This is a genomic window from Pseudomonas sp. P4795 (assembly GCF_048822895.1).
Classification (GTDB): domain Bacteria; phylum Pseudomonadota; class Gammaproteobacteria; order Pseudomonadales; family Pseudomonadaceae; genus Aquipseudomonas.
In genome coordinates this window covers 133,800-150,915 of the sequence record NZ_JBMFBT010000007.1, presented here as the reverse complement: position 1 = coordinate 150,915, position 17,116 = coordinate 133,800, and the positions used below count along the sequence as shown (strand labels likewise).

Annotated in this window: 18 protein-coding genes; 1 reads left to right on the top strand and 17 read right to left on the bottom strand. The window is 57.4% G+C overall.

Annotated features, from left to right (window positions below):
* Position 1: 1 nt before the first annotated feature.
* Genes ACOI8A_RS20910 through hemA form a run of 3 tightly spaced genes read right to left on the bottom strand, consistent with a single transcriptional unit; the run spans position 2 to position 2,801 of the window.
* Positions 2 to 1,069 carry a Gfo/Idh/MocA family oxidoreductase gene (locus tag ACOI8A_RS20910; RefSeq protein ID WP_420649387.1) on the bottom strand — a complete coding sequence of 356 codons (1,068 nt, stop codon included), beginning with the start codon at positions 1,067 to 1,069 and terminating at the stop codon, positions 2 to 4.
* Positions 1,066 to 1,572, bottom strand: coding sequence for a GNAT family N-acetyltransferase (locus ACOI8A_RS20905; protein WP_420649388.1), 507 nt, complete (start codon positions 1,570 to 1,572; stop codon positions 1,066 to 1,068). Before ACOI8A_RS20905 ends, ACOI8A_RS20910 begins: the two co-directional genes overlap by 4 nt.
* Positions 1,569 to 2,801 carry a 5-aminolevulinate synthase gene (gene hemA, locus ACOI8A_RS20900; protein ID WP_420649389.1) on the bottom strand — a complete coding sequence of 411 codons (1,233 nt, stop codon included), beginning with the start codon at positions 2,799 to 2,801 and terminating at the stop codon, positions 1,569 to 1,571. Before hemA ends, ACOI8A_RS20905 begins: the two co-directional genes overlap by 4 nt.
* A gap of 140 nt (positions 2,802 to 2,941) precedes the next feature.
* On the opposite strand from hemA, the gene ACOI8A_RS20895 reads away from it, so the two are divergent.
* The gene (locus ACOI8A_RS20895) at positions 2,942 to 3,802 is read left to right on the top strand and encodes a helix-turn-helix transcriptional regulator (RefSeq protein ID WP_420649390.1); all 861 of its coding nucleotides are present in this window, start codon (positions 2,942 to 2,944) and stop codon (positions 3,800 to 3,802) included.
* A gap of 118 nt (positions 3,803 to 3,920) precedes the next feature.
* On the opposite strand, the gene glmS is transcribed toward ACOI8A_RS20895, so the two are convergent.
* From glmS to ACOI8A_RS20825, 14 genes are all read right to left on the bottom strand, one after another.
* On the bottom strand, positions 3,921 to 5,753 hold the full coding sequence (glmS, locus tag ACOI8A_RS20890) for a glutamine--fructose-6-phosphate transaminase (isomerizing) (protein WP_420650092.1): 1,833 nt from the start codon (positions 5,751 to 5,753) through the stop codon (positions 3,921 to 3,923).
* 2 nt (positions 5,754 to 5,755) lie between these two features.
* Entirely contained in the window at positions 5,756 to 6,532 is a 777-nt protein-coding gene (locus tag ACOI8A_RS20885) for a DeoR/GlpR family DNA-binding transcription regulator (RefSeq protein ID WP_420650091.1), read from the bottom strand.
* Between the two features lie 133 nt (positions 6,533 to 6,665).
* A complete protein-coding gene (glmU, locus tag ACOI8A_RS20880) occupies positions 6,666 to 8,033 on the bottom strand; it encodes a bifunctional UDP-N-acetylglucosamine diphosphorylase/glucosamine-1-phosphate N-acetyltransferase GlmU (protein ID WP_420650090.1) in 1,368 nt (455 codons plus the stop codon).
* A gap of 118 nt (positions 8,034 to 8,151) precedes the next feature.
* On the bottom strand, positions 8,152 to 8,577 hold the full coding sequence (locus ACOI8A_RS20875) for a F0F1 ATP synthase subunit epsilon (protein WP_420650089.1): 426 nt from the start codon (positions 8,575 to 8,577) through the stop codon (positions 8,152 to 8,154).
* A gap of 45 nt (positions 8,578 to 8,622) precedes the next feature.
* Positions 8,623 to 10,002: a F0F1 ATP synthase subunit beta gene (gene atpD / locus ACOI8A_RS20870; protein WP_042556890.1), complete on the bottom strand. Its 1,380-nt coding sequence runs from the start codon at positions 10,000 to 10,002 to the stop codon at positions 8,623 to 8,625.
* A 27-nt stretch (positions 10,003 to 10,029) separates the two neighbouring features.
* Positions 10,030 to 10,890 carry a F0F1 ATP synthase subunit gamma gene (atpG, locus tag ACOI8A_RS20865; RefSeq protein WP_420650088.1) on the bottom strand — a complete coding sequence of 287 codons (861 nt, stop codon included), beginning with the start codon at positions 10,888 to 10,890 and terminating at the stop codon, positions 10,030 to 10,032.
* 50 nt (positions 10,891 to 10,940) lie between these two features.
* Positions 10,941 to 12,485: a F0F1 ATP synthase subunit alpha gene (gene atpA, locus ACOI8A_RS20860; protein WP_158830525.1), complete on the bottom strand. Its 1,545-nt coding sequence runs from the start codon at positions 12,483 to 12,485 to the stop codon at positions 10,941 to 10,943.
* 21 nt (positions 12,486 to 12,506) lie between these two features.
* Positions 12,507 to 13,043, bottom strand: a complete 537-nt coding sequence (locus ACOI8A_RS20855; RefSeq protein WP_420650087.1) for a F0F1 ATP synthase subunit delta — start codon at positions 13,041 to 13,043, stop codon at positions 12,507 to 12,509.
* A 12-nt stretch (positions 13,044 to 13,055) separates the two neighbouring features.
* Positions 13,056 to 13,526, bottom strand: coding sequence for a F0F1 ATP synthase subunit B (locus ACOI8A_RS20850; RefSeq protein WP_420650086.1), 471 nt, complete (start codon positions 13,524 to 13,526; stop codon positions 13,056 to 13,058).
* A gap of 58 nt (positions 13,527 to 13,584) precedes the next feature.
* Positions 13,585 to 13,842, bottom strand: a complete 258-nt coding sequence (gene atpE, locus ACOI8A_RS20845; RefSeq protein WP_003097235.1) for a F0F1 ATP synthase subunit C — start codon at positions 13,840 to 13,842, stop codon at positions 13,585 to 13,587.
* A gap of 134 nt (positions 13,843 to 13,976) precedes the next feature.
* Positions 13,977 to 14,846 (bottom strand): F0F1 ATP synthase subunit A, encoded by an 870-nt coding sequence (atpB, locus tag ACOI8A_RS20840; RefSeq protein WP_420650085.1) that lies wholly within the window; start codon positions 14,844 to 14,846, stop codon positions 13,977 to 13,979.
* A gap of 16 nt (positions 14,847 to 14,862) precedes the next feature.
* Complete coding sequence (locus tag ACOI8A_RS20835) at positions 14,863 to 15,270, bottom strand: F0F1 ATP synthase subunit I (protein ID WP_420650084.1); 408 nt, start codon at positions 15,268 to 15,270, stop codon at positions 14,863 to 14,865.
* Between the two features lie 148 nt (positions 15,271 to 15,418).
* Entirely contained in the window at positions 15,419 to 16,291 is an 873-nt protein-coding gene (locus tag ACOI8A_RS20830; protein ID WP_420650083.1) for a ParB/RepB/Spo0J family partition protein, read from the bottom strand.
* 9 nt (positions 16,292 to 16,300) lie between these two features.
* Complete coding sequence (locus ACOI8A_RS20825; RefSeq protein ID WP_003229787.1) at positions 16,301 to 17,098, bottom strand: ParA family protein; 798 nt, start codon at positions 17,096 to 17,098, stop codon at positions 16,301 to 16,303.
* Between the last annotated feature and the right edge of the window lie 18 nt (positions 17,099 to 17,116).

Genomic DNA, 17,116 nt, shown 5'->3' with positions numbered 1-17,116 from the left:
TTTAGCCGAGACTTTCCAGATCTGCGTCTTCCGGTATCAGCGTGCGCACGCCTGACTGGACGTACTGCACAGCGGTGCCCGTCAATGCCTGCGTATCGATCTGGTTGAGCAGTGTTTGCAGCTCGATCGTGGTTCCCAGGCCCGCGAAGGGTTGGAGGGGTTGCTTGCCGTCGACGACGACGCGCAACACATCCAGGCACAACCGACTGAGTTTGAGGATCGTCGAGGCTGCCGGGTCGGTCGCACTCTGATAGCTGCGCTGCTCCATCTCGACGATTGCCCCGCGCTCATCACGGGTCCAGATGCGCAGGTGGTCGCTATCCCAATCCGGCTCATCGAACTCCAGACGAGCGTGAATGATTCGCCCCGCCGGATCAGCGAAGGTGAAGTCAACCGTACGCTGGCGATGGATGTTGACGAAACTCGCATAACCCGCCACCGCAGCCCCGCCGAGATCGGCGGTGAACATCACCGTATCCAGCACTTCGCTCCCGGAAATGGAGAAGTCAGACCTGACACCAATCGCATGCTGCAGTTGGAGCGGTGCGGGTGAAGGACAGATCCAGCTGACCAGATCCAGTGCATGGATGACCTCACTGACAACTCCGCAGGTAGGTCGATAATCATTGAGACGATCTTTGCCCCAATGAAAACTCGAGCGCAAAAGCTGCCAGTCGTTTTCATCCGCCAGATGTTTGAGGCGAGCCGTGGCTTGTGAATACCTTTCAACCAGATCCAGCGCAAAACCACTGACATGACGCAGCCCCTTGCTGACGGCCAAGAGGTCGTCGCTGGAAGTCAGCATTGGCTTTTCACAGATCACGAATCCCGTGTAGCCCGCGAGATCGATGAGTACGTCTGCATGGTTCACGTCATTGGCACTGACCACGACGATTTCCGGCTGCAATTCATGCAGCGCATCTTTGAGATTGGCGTAGTAGGGAAGCAGGCTGTTTTTGGCTCGCCGAGAGCAATACGAGAGTTTGATCTCGTATGTCTGGCTCAGCAGCTCGAAGGCACGCTGGAAGCGCTTGCCTGCGTAACCCAGCCCTATGATCAGGATGTTCATGCGCATTGCTCCGGTGCTTGCCACGCCCAGACAAATTCCGGGCTGCGGCTATAACCGAGTCGTTGGTAAAGGGGTTCGGCAGCGGGCGTGGCCTGCAGTACAACCTTGCCCACTTGCCTTGACGCAAACCAACTCATGAGTGACTGCATCAAAACCACTGAAAGGCCACGCGAACGGAACGCCGGCAGCACAACCATCGACTGAACCCAGCCACAGAGTCCGTTGAGGCAGCCAGGCCCGGGCGCACGACGGTCTACGAAGCCGGTCACACAACCCACCACCTGGTCGTCGCTGAGCGCTACCAGCAGATTGGTCGCTGACGAAATGGCCAGTTCTTCGTTGAGCCAGCCTTTATAGGCTTCGCGCCAGCGCGTCTTTTCCTCGGCGCAGGTACAGGCATAGCTGGCGTCGGAGCCTTCAAGCAAAAGTGCTCTGAGTTCAATGACCGCCTCGTAATGCTCGCTTGTTGCTTGCCGAACAATGATGTTGGCGCAACTTGTCACGCCACACCTCTGAGCTCGTCATCCGGAGCCAGCGGGATACCGAAATGCAGGAATGTCTCCTGCAACGCCGCGGCCAACTGATCGATCTGCGCCTCGGAATGGTTAGGCGTAACGTTCACTCGGAACCGCTCGGTGCCAATCGGCACAGAAGGCGAGTTGATCGGTTGCAAGTACACCGAATGCGTATGCAGCAGGCGTTCGGCAGCAGCCTTGCACAACGCACCATTGCCGATCAGAACCGGTAAGACGTGAGTGGTCGAACACGGCATGACGGGGATACCGCGCATGTCCAATTGATCGCGCAGATACCGGGTTTTGGCATGCAACGAGGCTCGCTCGGTGTCGCTGTTCTTGAGGTGCTCGACACTCGCGATACAACCCGCAACCACGGCCGGCGGCAACGCAGTGGTAAAAATGAAGCCGGTGCACAGGGAGCGAATGGCGTCGATCACTGTGTGACTCGAAGCAACATAGCCGCCGATAATCCCGATGGCTTTGGCCATGGTTCCCTGAATAATGTCCAACTGATCTTCAACCCCGAGTTCGGCAGCCAGTCCCGCACCTCGTGGGCCATACATGCCAACGGCATGCACCTCATCAAGATAAGTCAGCGCATTGTGTTTTTTCGCGATCTGGGCAATTTGCGCAATCGGGGCACGGTCTCCATCCATTGAATAGATAGATTCAAACACCACGATTTTTGGTCGATCGAGGGGGTAGAGGGAGAGCAACTCCTCCAGATGAGCGACATCGTTGTGGCGAAACACCTGGCGTTCGGCCGTGACTGCCCGGATACCGTTCACGATAGAGGCGTGATTCAACTCGTCGCTGAAAACCACACAGTTCGGGAGTTGCCGCAGCAGACACTGGAGGGTGGCGTCATTGGAACCAAAACCGGTCGGGAAGACCAACGCGGCCTCTTTGCCATGCCAGTCGGCGATGCTCGTCTCCAGACGACTGAAGAGATTGTGTGTGCCGCCGATGTTGCGCGACCCGCCGGCACCCGCGCCATAACTGTCCACTGCTTCATGCATGGCGGCTCTGACGTCGGGGTGTTGCGACATGCCCAGGTAATCATTGCTGCACCACACAACGACTTCACTGTCGTTGTTATCACTCAGACGGGCCAGAGGGTAACGACCACAAATCCTGTTGAGCGTCGTGAAATGCCGATATTGCCCAGTGGTGCGCAGGGTCTCGAGCTTATCCTGCAAAAGTGCCTGATACATCCGTTCTACTCCTTGGCATAGAATCCGCGATAATCCAGTGCGGACGAATTGGCCCTGTGTCCGGGCAACGCGGATTCTTTAGCAAGCTAATAGTCCGTACAATGGCCACTGTTTATGGTGTTACAAGGAGTAACTGGATAATGGAAAGGATTCTGGATCGCACTCGGCAGGACCTCGCTGATTTTTTGCGCAGTCGCCGCGAGCGTATATCGCCAGCAGAAGCTGGGTTACCTCCGAGTGGCAGACGCAGGACACCCGGGCTACGTCGCGAAGAAGTAGCGGCGTTGGCAGGTGTTGGCGTGTCCTGGTACACATGGCTCGAACAGGGCCGCGACATCGGTGTGTCACCCGCCTTTCTGGACAATCTGTGCCGAGTACTGAAGCTCAGCGCAATCGAGCGCCGACACCTTTACCTCCTCTCCCATCAGCGTCCACCGGCCGAGGAAGGCAAGACATGGTGCGTTGTGCCCAAGATTGTCCACCGCTTGATGGCGGATATGCCCCTTCGACCGGCTTATGTGTTGAATCTTCGTTGGGATGTTCTGGCCTGGAACTGCGCGGCTGATCGAATCTTCAGGTTCTCAGATAAATCACCCGAGCAACGCAACATGTTGTGGATGCTGTTTACCGATCCGCACACGCGATCACTGTTCTGCCCTTGGGACGATCAGGTGATCCAGATGCTTTCGAGTTTTCGCAGGGAGTATGTGCACGCGTCCAAGGACAGCGACATCGCTTCGCTCGTGAGTGAGCTTGAAAACGTCAGTGCAGAATTCAAGGGCTGGTGGTCAAGGCAGGACATCCACGGCCCCTGCCAGGGTATTCGGCATTTGTCGATTGAGTCATTCGGCAATATCACGTTGGAACACACCACATTGACGATCGATATCGAACGGCACTTGCGCCTGGTCTACTACGCGCCGATAGCTAAGGGAAAATCTCTGATTGAGTTTGAGAGCTGGCTTGAAGGAGCAATCACAGGCTCGCTAGTTGAGTCATAACGCTTACGCTCATCTGCCGTGCACAGAGCCACGACGGTGACACGCAAATGAAAAAGCCCCTGACGTCAGGGGCTTTTTTGGTTGTCGCACAATCCGAACCATTCGCTCTGTGGATAACTTATTCCACAGTGACCGATTTCGCCAAGTTACGTGGCTGATCCACGTCAGTGCCTTTGAGCACAGCGACGTAGTACGACAACAGTTGCAGCGGAATGGTGTAGAGGATCGGCGACAGGATGTCGTGGATGTGCGGCATCTGCACCACGTGCGTGCCTTCGCCGTTGGTCATCCCGGCCTTCTCGTCGGCGAACACAATCAGTTCGCCGCCACGCGCGCGGACTTCCTGCAGGTTGGATTTGAGCTTCTCCAGCAGTTCGTTGTTCGGCGCGACAGTGACCACCGGCATGTCGTTATCCACAAGCGCCAGCGGGCCATGCTTGAGTTCGCCGGCCGGGTAGGCTTCGGCGTGGATGTAGGAGATTTCCTTGAGCTTCAGCGCACCTTCCATCGCTACCGGGAATTGCGCGCCACGACCGAGGAACAACGTGTGGTTCTTCTCGGCGAACAGTTCGGCGATTTTTTCCACGGTGCTGTCCATCGCCAACGCTTCACCGAGGCGAGTCGGCAGACGGCGCAGTTCTTCTACCAGACGGGCTTCAACGCCCTCGGCGAGCGTGCCGCGCACTTGGCCCAGGGACAGGGTCAGTAACAGCAGACCGACCAGTTGCGTGGTGAAGGCTTTGGTCGAGGCCACGCCGATTTCGCGACCAGCCTGAGTCAGCAGGGTCAGGTCGGATTCACGCACCAGAGAGCTGATGCCGACGTTGCAGATGGCCAGGCTGGCGAGGAAACCCAGTTCCTTGGCGTTGCGCAGTGCAGCCAGGGTGTCAGCGGTTTCGCCGGACTGCGAGATGGTCACGAACAGCGTGTCCGGTTGCACCACGACTTTGCGATAGCGGAATTCACTGGCGACTTCGACCTGGCACGGGATGCCGGCCAGCTCTTCGAGCCAGTAACGCGCAACCATGCCCGCGTGGTAGCTGGTGCCGCAGGCGACGATCTGCACGTTGCGTACTTTGGCAAACAGCTCGGCAGCCTGCGGGCCAAAGGCTTGCACCAGTACCTGATTGTGGCTGAGGCGACCTTCGAGGGTGCGCTGGACCACGGTCGGTTGCTCGTGGATTTCCTTGAGCATGTAGTGGCGATACTCGCCCTTGTCGGCAGCTTCGGCGCCGTCGGTGTACTGCACGGTTTGACGCTCGACGGCCACGCCGTTGACGTCCCAGATCTGCACCTTGTCACGCTGGATTTCGGCGATGTCGCCCTCTTCCAGGTACATGAAACGGTCGGTGACCTGACGCAGGGCCAGTTGATCGGATGCAAGGAAGTTCTCGCCCAGACCCAGGCCAATCACCAGTGGACTGCCACTGCGCGCGGCAATCAGGCGATCCGGCTGCTGCGCGCTGATTACGGCCAGGCCATAAGCACCGTGCAATTCCTTGACGGTAGCCTTGAGGGCAACGGTCAGGTCGTGCAGATCCTTGAGCTTGTGATTCAGCAGGTGGGCGATGACTTCGGTGTCAGTATCGGAGGTGAACACATAACCCAGCGCCTTCAGTTGCTCGCGCAGGGCTTCGTGATTTTCGATGATGCCGTTGTGCACCACCGCGATGCCTTCGGAAAACATCGGGTGGGCGTTGCGTTCGCACGGCGCGCCGTGGGTTGCCCAACGGGTATGGGCAATGCCCAGACGACCGACCAGCGGGTGTTCGGCCAGAGCGGTTTCCAGCTCGCTGACCTTACCCGGGCGGCGCATGCGCTCAAGGGTCTGGTCGTTGGTGTAGACCGCCACACCGGCGCTGTCATAGCCGCGGTATTCGAGGCGCTTGAGGCCTTCGAGCAGGATGGCGGTAATATTACGTTCAGCAACGGCGCCGACAATTCCACACATGCTTATTTCTCCTGACTGACAGCCGCGCAAATCAGATTGATACCGCGGGCTTGAATCTGATCGCGTGCCTCTTGGGGCAAGCGCTCATCGGTGATTAGGGTATGGACGCTGCTCCATGGCAGCTCCAGATTGGGAATCTTGCGGCCGATCTTGTCGGCCTCGACCATCACGATCACTTCCCGCGCTACATCCGCCATCACCCGGCTCAGGCCAAGCAATTCGTTGAACGTAGTGGTACCACGCACCAGGTCGATGCCATCGGCACCGATAAACAACTGGTCGAAGTCGTAAGAGCGTAGTACCTGCTCGGCGACCTGGCCCTGGAACGATTCCGAGTGCGGATCCCAGGTGCCGCCGGTCATCAACAGAACAGGCTCGTGTTCGAGTTCGCTCAAGGCGTTGGCGACGTGCAGGGAATTGGTCATGACCACCAGTCCCGGCTGCTGGCCGAGTTCTGGAATCATCGCGGCGGTGGTGCTGCCGCTGTCGATGATGATGCGCGCGTGCTCGCGAATGCGCGTCACGGCAGCGCGGGCAATCGCCTGTTTGTGTTTGGAGACTATTTGGCTGGTATCTGCGACCAGTTCCTGCGGCAAGGTAATCGCCCCGCCGTAACGGCGTAACAACAGACCGTGACTTTCCAGTGCAGCGAGATCCTTGCGAATCGTGACTTCCGAAGTTTCGAAGCGCTTGGCCAACTCGTCCACGCTGACTTCACCCTGCTCATTGAGCAAAGCGAGAATATTGCGGCGACGTTGCGGTGTATTGCGTTTCGACATGGGAGCCTAAGTTTCGATTCGAAAGATAACGTAAGCAATCAAAACCTATTGGCCGGAAATCGTCAAGCCGCGGGCAAAAAAAAGATCGTCCGTTACCGGACGATCTTTTGATCTTCAAGCCGTTGTGGATAACTCAGCTCTTTTTGATCTTCTCCGGCCGCTTCCAGCCATCAATGTTCTTCTGCCGCGCGCGGCCTACCGCCAATTGCGCGTTATCCACATTCTGAGTAATGGTCGAACCCGCCGCAGTGGTCGCACCAGCAGAGATATCCACAGGCGCTACCAGCGAATTGTTGGAACCGATGAATACATCTTCGCCCAACACGGTTTTCCACTTGTTGGCGCCATCGTAGTTGCAAGTGATGGTGCCAGCGCCGATGTTAGTGCGCGCGCCGATCTCAGCGTCGCCCAGATAGGTGAGATGCCCGGCCTTGGCGCCCTCGCCCATGTGGGCGTTCTTCAGCTCGACAAAGTTACCCACATGCGCGCGAGCTTCGAGCACTGTGCCCGGACGCAAACGCGCGAACGGGCCAGCATCGCTACCTTCGCCCATGATCGCGCCTTCAATGTGACTGTTGGCCTTGATCACCACGCCTTTGCGCAGGGTGCTGTCCTTGATCACGCAGTTCGGGCCGATCACCACATCGTCTTCAATGACAACCTTGCCTTCGAGAATCACGTTGATGTCGATCATTACGTCGCGACCAACGGTCACTTCACCGCGTACGTCAAAGCGAGCCGGATCGCGCAAAGTCACGCCTTGGGCCATCAGGCGGCGGCCAGCACGCAATTGGTAATGGCGCTCCAGTTCGGCGAGCTGCTTGCGATCATTGGCGCCCTGCACTTCCATGGGATCGTGAGGTTGTTCGGTGGCCACAACCAAACCATCGCTGACCGCCATTTCGATCACGTCGGTCAGGTAGTACTCACCCTGAACGTTGTTGTTCGACAGGCGACCCATCCAGTCAGCCAAGTGAGCGGCAGGCACTGCAAGAATGCCGGTGTTGCCTTCAGTGATCGCGCGCTGTGCTTCGCTGGCGTCCTTATGCTCGACAATCGCCGCGACCTTGCCGTCGGCATCGCGCACGATGCGGCCGTAGCCGGTCGGATCATCGAGTTCGACGGTCAGCAAGCCCATCTGCCCCGGAACGACTTGCTTGAGCAGGCGCTGCAGGGTTTCGACTTCGATCAGCGGCACGTCGCCGTAGAGGATCAATACTGTGTCAGCGGTGATAAACGGCACGGCCTGGGCCGTGGCATGGCCAGTGCCGAGTTGTTTATCCTGCAGCACGAAATTCAGATCGTCAGCCGCCAGCCGCTCACGTACAGCATCAGCGCCGTGACCGATCACCACATGAATCCGCTGCGGATCGAGTTGACGGGCGCTGTGGATAACATGGCCAAGCATGGAGTTGCCGGCAATCGGGTGCAGCACTTTCGGCAGTGCCGAACGCATGCGGGTGCCTTGACCGGCCGCGAGGATAACGATTTCGAGAGACATGACTGGCTACCAATCCTGGGTGGTCAGCAACTGCGACCGGGTTTTGAGAATTTGGAAAAGAAAAAAGGGTAGCCGAGGCTACCCTTTTTTATCAATCGCACAACAAGCGGCTGACGGATTAACCGCCAAACTTCTTGCGGATCTGCTGGACGGTACGCAGCTGAGCTGCGGCCTCGGCCAGACGAGCGGCAGCGGAGCCGTAATCGAACTCCGAACCTTTTTCATGCAAGGCCTTCTCGGCAGCCTTAACGGCTTCCAGAGCGGAGGCTTCATCCAGGTCGGCGGCGCGTTGCACGGTGTCGGCAAGAACCTTGACCATGTTCGGCTGAACCTCGAGGAAACCACCGGAGATGTAAAACACCTCGGCTTCCCCGCCCTGCTTGATCAGGCGGATAGGACCCGGCTTGAGATTAGTGATCAGCGGCGCGTGGCCCAGAGCGATACCAAGATCACCCAGTGCACCGTGCGCAATCACCATCTCGACCAGGCCGGAAAAGATTTCTCCTTCCGCGCTGACGATATCGCAATGGACTGTCATAGCCATCTGATTGCCTCAACCTAAATTAGCGCCCGTTGCCGGGCGCCGGGATTACAGTTTCTTGGCTTTCTCGATCGCTTCTTCGATGCCGCCAACCATGTAGAACGCTTGTTCTGGCAGGTGGTCGTAGTCACCGTTGAGGATGCCTTTGAAGCCAGCAATGGTGTCTTTCAGGGAAACGTATTTACCCGAAGCACCGGTGAAGACTTCAGCCACGAAGAACGGCTGCGACAAGAAGCGCTGGATCTTACGAGCACGGTTAACCAACTGTTTGTCGGCTTCCGAAAGTTCGTCCATACCCAGGATCGCGATGATGTCTTTCAGCTCTTTGTAACGTTGCAGAACGTACTGGACGCCGCGAGCGGTGTCGTAGTGGTCCTGGCCGATTACGTTCGGATCCAGCTGGCGCGAAGTCGAGTCGAGTGGATCGACCGCCGGGTAGATACCCAGGGAAGCGATGTCACGGGACAGAACGACAGTGGCGTCCAAGTGGGCGAAGGTGGTCGCTGGCGACGGGTCGGTCAAGTCATCCGCTGGTACGTATACCGCTTGGATCGAAGTGATCGAACCTTCCTTGGTCGAAGTGATACGTTCTTGCAGAACGCCCATCTCTTCAGCCAGGGTCGGCTGGTAACCTACTGCGGAAGGCATACGGCCCAGCAGTGCGGATACTTCAGTACCGGCCAGGGTGTAACGATAGATGTTGTCGACGAACAGCAGAACGTCGTTACCTTCGTCACGGAACTTCTCGGCCATGGTCAGGCCAGTCAGTGCTACGCGCAGACGGTTACCCGGCGGCTCGTTCATCTGACCGTAAACCAGTGCCACTTTGTCCAGAACGTTGGAGTCCTTCATCTCGTGGTAGAAGTCGTTACCCTCACGGGTACGCTCGCCCACACCAGCGAACACGGAATAACCGCTGTGCTCGATGGCGATGTTACGGATCAGTTCCATCATGTTTACGGTTTTGCCTACACCGGCACCACCGAACAGACCGACTTTACCGCCTTTGGCAAACGGGCAAACCAGGTCGATAACCTTGATGCCGGTTTCCAGCAGGTCGTTGCCGCCTGCCTGTTCAGCGAACGAAGGTGCCGGACGGTGAATGCCCCAGCGCTCTTCGGTGTCGATCGGGCCAGCTTCGTCGATCGGGTTACCGAGGACGTCCATGATCCGGCCCAGAGTCGCTTTACCGACCGGTACGGAGATGGCTGCGCCAGAGTCGGTGACTTCCAGACCGCGCTTCAAGCCTTCGGTGGAACCCATCGCAATGGTACGAACCACGCCGTCGCCCAGCTGCTGCTGAACTTCCAGAGTGGTGCCGGCATCGCTTTGTACTTTCAAAGCGTTGTAGATGCTCGGTACGCTGTCGCGTGGAAATTCCACGTCGATAACGGCGCCGATGATTTGAACGATACGTCCGCTACTCATAGCTGGATCCTCTGAATATTTGAACCGTTAAACCGCGGCAGCGCCGCCGACGATTTCCGAGATCTCTTGGGTGATCGCAGCCTGACGCGCCTTGTTGTAGATCAGCTGCAAATCGCTGATCAAATCACCGGCGTTGTCGGTAGCGTTCTTCATCGCGATCATCCGCGCAGCTTGTTCAGCCGCGTTGTTCTCGACCACCGCCTGGTAGACCTGCGACTCGACGTAACGGACCATCAAGCCGTCAAGCAGCTCTTTGGCATCCGGTTCGTAGAGATAGTCCCAGTGGTGCTTGAGTTCTTGATCCGGGGTCGCCACCAATGGAATCAACTGCTCCACGGTAGGCTGTTGCGTCATGGTGTTGATGAACTTGTTGGACACAACGCTCAGACGGTCGATACGACCATCGAGGTAGGCATCCAGCATCACCTTGACGCTGCCGATCAGATCATTGATCGACGGCTCTTCACCCAGGTGGCTGATAGCTGCAACGACGTTACCGCCGAAGTTGCGGAAAAAGGCCGCACCCTTGCTACCAACGACACACAGATCAATCTCGACGCCGTTATCGCGGTTTACCGCCATGTCCTTGACCAAGGCCTTGAACAGGTTGGTATTCAAGCCGCCGCACAGACCACGGTCACTGCTCACTACGACATAACCGACACGCTTTACTTCGCGGTCGATCATGAACGGGTGGCGGTATTCCGGGTTGGCGTTGGCCAGATGCCCAATAACCTGGCGGATGCGCTCCGCATAAGGACGGCTAGCAGCCATGCGCATTTGTGCCTTGCGCATTTTGCTGACCGCCACTTTTTCCATGGCGCTGGTAATCTTTTGCGTGCTTTTGATGCTCGCAATCTTACTGCGAATCTCTTTTGCGCCTGCCATGTAACACCTATCAGGTTAGCAAGCGGGAGCCTTGCGGCTCCCGCTGCGGCTTACCAGGTTTGGGTGGCCTTGAACTTCTCGATACCGGCTTTCATGCCAGCGTCGATTTCGTCATTGAAGTCACCCTTCACGTTGATCTTCGCCATCAAATCGGCGTGATCGCGGTTGAAGAAAGCAATCAGCGCTTGCTCGAAGCTGCCGATCTTGGCGATTTCAACGTCAGTCAGGAACCCACGCTCAGCGGCATACAGCGACAGCGCCATGTCAGCGATCGACATTGGTGCGTATTGCTTCTGCTTCATCAGCTCGGTAACGCGCTGACCATGCTCAAGTTGCTTGCGGGTCGCTTCGTCCAGGTCAGAAGCGAACTGGGCGAATGCCGCCAGTTCACGGTACTGAGCCAGAGCGGTACGGATACCACCGGAGAGCTTCTTGATGATCTTGGTCTGCGCGGCACCACCCACACGGGATACCGAAACACCGGCGTTCACTGCAGGACGGATCCCGGAGTTGAACATGGCCGATTCCAGGAAGATCTGACCGTCGGTGATGGAAATCACGTTGGTCGGAACGAACGCGGAAACGTCGCCAGCCTGGGTTTCGATGATCGGCAGTGCGGTCAGGGAACCGGTTTTGCCGGTCACTGCGCCGTTGGTGAACTTCTCTACGTATTCTTCCGAAACGCGGGATGCGCGCTCCAGCAGACGGGAGTGGAGATAGAACACGTCGCCTGGATAAGCTTCACGGCCTGGTGGACGGCGCAGCAGCAGGGAAATCTGGCGGTAAGCCACTGCTTGCTTGGACAGATCGTCATAAACGATCAGCGCGTCTTCACCGCGGTCGCGGAAGAATTCACCCATGGTGCAACCGGAGTACGGTGCCAGGAATTGCAGCGCAGGAGATTCCGAAGCACTGGCAGCCACGATGATCGTGTTGGCCAGGGCGCCGTTTTCTTCCAGCTTGCGAACCACGTTGGCGATGGTCGATTGCTTCTGACCGATAGCTACGTAGACGCAGAAAATGCCGCTGTCTTTCTGGTTGATGATCGCGTCGATGGCCAGAGCGGTTTTACCGATCTGACGGTCACCGATGATCAGCTCACGCTGGCCACGGCCGACAGGAATCATGGCATCGACAGCCTTGTAGCCAGTCTGTACAGGCTGGTCTACCGACTTACGCCAGATCACGCCCGGAGCAACTTTCTCGACCGCATCGGTCTCGGTGTTGCCCAGTGGACCTTTACCGTCAACAGGGTTACCCAGTGCGTCGACTACGCGACCCAGCAGTTCCTTACCAACCGGAACTTCGAGGATGCGGCCAGTGCACTTGGCGCTCATGCCTTCGGCAAGAGACTGGTAAGCACCCAATACAACGGCACCTACGGAGTCTTGCTCCAGGTTGAGGGCCATACCGTAGACGCCGCCCGGAAACTCGATCATCTCGCCGTACATTACGTCGGCCAGACCGTGAATCCGCACGATGCCGTCAGATACGCTGACGACAGTGCCTTCGTTACGGGCTTGGGAGGTCACATCGAGCTTGTCGATGCGGCCCTTGATAATTTCACTTATTTCGGAAGGATTGAGTTGCTGCATTGCTCTGCTGCCCCTTCAAACTCAAGATTTCAATGCTTCGGCAAGCTTCGCGATTTTGCCGCGAATCGAGCCATCGATAACCAGGTCGCCGGCGCGGATGACAACACCCCCAATAAGGGCTTTGTCTTCCTCGACTTGCAGGCGCACTTCCCGGTTGAGTCGTGCACTGAGAACCTTGGCGAGTTTGTCTTGCTGATCTTGGTTCAATGCAAAAGCACTGGTCACTTCAACGTCTACCGATTTCTCTTGTTCGGCCTTGTACAGGTCGAAAAGAGCGGCGATCTCCGGCAGAAGCGGGAGACGGTCGTTTTCGGCAACGACGTTGATGAAGTTCTGTGCCTTCACATCAAACTTGTCGCCGCACACGTCAATAAACGTGGCGGCCTTTTCTGCGCTCGTCAGTCGCGGGGCCTTGAGCACGCGCTGCATGGTGTCGTCTTGCGACACCGCTGCAGCCAGGCCGAGCATGGCTGACCAATTGGCCAGTTGCTGGTGAGCCTGAGCGTGCTCGAAGGCCGCCTTAGCGTAAGGTCGGGCCAACGTGGTCAGTTCTGCCATGATCGCCCTCGCTTAGATTTCAGCAGCCAGTTGGTTAACCAGCTCTGCGTGCGCGTTTTGATCGATTGTGGCACCCAGGATCTTTTCAGCGCCGCCGACTGCCAGCAAGCCCACTTGGGCACGCAGAGCGTCTTTGACACTGTTGATTTCCTGTTCGATCTCGGCCTGAGCCTGAACCTTCACACGGTCAGCGTCGATACGGGCTTTTTCAACAGCCTCTTCAACAATCTGATTACCGCGTTTCTTGGCTTGCTCAATGATTTCAGCTGCCTGAGCTTTCGCTTCACGCAGGTGCTGACCCGCTTTTTCTTGGGCCAACTCCAGGTCGCGAGCTGCTCGGCTGGCAGCGTCCAGACCATCCGCGATCTTCTTTTGACGTTCGCGCAAAGCGGTAATGACCGGAGGCCATACGAACTTCATGCAGAACAGTACAAAAATCAGGAACGCAACGGACTGGCCAATCAGGGTCGCATTAATGTTCACGCCAACACCTCGCAGTTACGTTGTCCATCACACCAAATTACCCGGAAGATCCGAGTAATCAGCCAGCGATCTGACCAACGAACGGGTTCGCGAAGGTGAAGAACAGCGCGATACCAACACCGATCATGGTTACGGCGTCGAGCAGACCGGCAACGATGAACATTTTAACTTGCAGCATTGGAACCATTTCCGGCTGACGCGCTGCGCCTTCCAGGAACTTGCCGCCCAGCAGGCCGAAACCAATTGCGGTACCCAGTGCGCCCAGGCCGATCAACAGTGCAACAGCGATAGCGGTTAGACCAACTACAGTTTCCATCTTTCCTCCCGACTTTTACGTCGTATGGTTTAGGTTTTTTAGATTAAAGCGGTAAAACAAATCGTTTCATGGTGCCCCGTGAGGAGCCCCCTCCCGTTTGACCGGGAGGGACATCAGACTAGTCGAGACTGGTCTTAATGGTTTTCTTCGTGCGCCATCGACAGGTAGACGATGGTCAACATCATGAAGATGAATGCCTGCAGCGTGATGATCAGGATGTGGAACACAGCCCACGCCCACTGCAGAACAATGCCCAGGCCGCTGAGCCAGAGCAGACCGCTGCCGAACATCACGGCGATCAGAATGAACACCAGCTCGCCGGCATACATGTTGCCGAACAGACGCAGAGCCAGAGAGATCGGCTTGGCGATCAGTGTCACGAATTCCAGCAGGAAGTTCACCGGGATCAGCAGGGCTTGAACGAAGATGTTCTTGCTGCCGAACGGGTGCAGGGTCAGTTCGCCGATGAAGCCGCCGATACCCTTGACCTTGATGCTGTAGAAAATGATCAGTGCGAACACCGAGAGCGCCATGCCCAGAGTCGCGTTCGGGTCGGTAGTCGACACGGCGCGGAACGGGATGTGTGCATCGCCGGAGATCAGGATGGCCAGCTGAGGAATCCAGTCGACCGGTACCAGGTCGACGGCGTTCATCAGGAACACCCAGACGAAGATGGTCAGTGCCAGCGGTGCAATCACCGGGCTACGGCCATGGAAGCTGTCTTTCACGCTGCCATCGACGAATTCGACCAAAACTTCAACGAAGTTCTGCAAAGCACCTGGCTGACCGGAAGTCGCCTTCTTTGCCGCCATGCGGAAAAGCAGAACGAAGATCAGACCCAAAGCGACCGACCAGCCGAGAGTATCGACGTGGAAAGCCCAGAAGCCCATTTCCTTGGCCTCTGCTGCGGTGTGGGCAAAGCCCCAGCCGCCGGTAGGATGCTGACCGAAAGTCAGGTTCTGCAAGTGGTGCTGGATATAGCCCGAAGCGGTTGTTTCTGCCATGGTTGCCTCAAACGCCCTAAGGTCTCGAAAGTCTTGTTCTCATCAGCAGGGGAGCGAACCAGCTGACTGACTGAGTCAGCACGAAGGCACCGAATACTGCGATCGGCGCCAATGGCTTCACACCTGCAAACACCAGTGCAAACAGCACTGCCGTCAAAATCAGTTTGCCTGCCTCGCCGGCATAAAATGACCGGACGATGGACTGGGCCGCTCGGGCGCCGGAAAACCGAAATGCCTTGTGAGCGAAATATACATTGGGCAGCAAGGCTATCAGGCCTCCGCAAAGTCCCGAGTATCCGGCAACGACTCCATGCCACTGCCAGAACGCCAAAGCGGCAATCAGCAAAACGACAAATTGAGCCATCAACACCGGAAAAACTGCCATGCGATGGAACGGCAGGCGGTTTGGCTTGCGGGTTTCCATCACTTTTGCTCTCCAATGGTCGGCTGCCAGAATTCAATAACTTGGCATAATTTGTGCCGACAAAATGCGCGCAGAGTATAGGGGCGGTTCTGCCCCTATTCAACTGTCAGGTAGTGATTTCCGACTGCGCGCTACATGAGTAAATGTTTCAGCGGATGTGTGCGAGCACACCCTGGAGCTCATCGAGGGAGTTGTAACCGATCACCAACTGCCCCTTACCCTTCTTGCCGTGGCGAATCTGCACCGCAGAGCCTAGGCGCTCGGCCAGACGCTGCTCGAGCCGGGCAATATCCGGATCCGGTTTTGCCGCTTCAACAGGCTCCGGTTTACCACTCAACCACTGACGAACCAGTGCCTCGGTCTGGCGCACGGTCAGACCGCGTGCGACAACATGTCGCGCACCTTCAACCTGTTGATTCTCCGGCAGACCGAGCAAAGCACGCGCGTGCCCCATTTCCAGATCGCCATGAGACAACATGGTCTTGATGACTTCCGGCAGCGCAATAAGTCGCAACAGGTTAGCCACAGTCACCCGGGACTTACCCACAGCGTCTGCAACCTGTTGCTGAGTCAGTTGGAATTCCTGCTGCAAACGCTGCAAGGCAACCGCTTCTTCGATCGGATTCAGATCTTCGCGCTGAATGTTCTCGATCAGCGCGATGGCGATGGCGGTTTCATCCGGTACGTCGCGCACCATGGCCGGAATGGTTTCCTGCCCGGCTTGCTGACTCGCGCGCCAGCGGCGTTCACCAGCGATGATTTCAAAGCGGCCACCGCCAATCGGGCGCACCACGATTGGCTGCATCACGCCTTGAGCCTTGATCGACTGCGCGAGTTCTTCCAGCGCCTGCGGGTCCATGTCCCGGCGCGGCTGGTATTTGCCGCGCTGGAGCAGGTCCAGCGGCAAGTGCTGCAGTTCACGGGTGTCCGCCTGCGCTGCTTGTTCTTCCAGCGAGCTGACAGTCGGACCGCTCAGCAGTGCATCCAGTCCTCGTCCGAGACCTCGTTTCTTGACGGCCATGGGGATTCCTTAAGTTGGCTGAGCGGCGGCGATGCGTGAATTTTTGCGCTGACGGCGAACCATCTCGCCCGCCAGTGCCAGATAGGCCAGTGCGCCGCGCGATTGCTTGTCGTACGCCAGCGCCGGCATGCCGTAGCTAGGCGCTTCGGCCAGGCGGATGTTGCGCGGGATCACCGTGTCGTACAGCTGCTCGCCGAAGTGCTCCTTGAGCTGCGCCGAAACATCGTTCATCAGGCTCAGGCGCGGGTCATACATGGTCCGCAACAGGCCTTCGACTTTCAGGTTCGGGTTGAGCAGTTCGGCGATACGCTTGATGTTATCCACAAGGTCGCTCAAACCTTCGAGCGCAAAGTACTCGCACTGCATGGGGATAATCACCCCGTCAGCGGCAACCAGTGCGTTCAATGTGAGCATCGACAGCGACGGCGGGCAGTCGATCAAAATGTAATCGTAGTTTTCACGGATTGGCGCCAGCGCACTGCGCAGACGGCTTTCCTTCATCTGCATTTCCAGCAGCACCACTTCCGCCGCCGTCAGATCGCGGTTGGCCGGCAGCAGTTGATAACCGCCGTGCTCGGAGTAGTGCATGGCCTGCGCCAGATCGCATTCGCCGATCAGCAGGTCGTAGACCGAGTTTTCCAGGCCATGTTTATCCACACCGCTACCCATGGTGGCGTTGCCCTGTGGATCGAGATCGATCAACAGCACCCGGCGCTTGGTAGCGACCAGGGATGCTGCGAGGTTGATGCAGGTGGTGGTCTTGCCCACACCACCCTTCTGGTTCGCTATCGCGAATACCTTAGCCATTCTTGCTTGTGTTCCCAA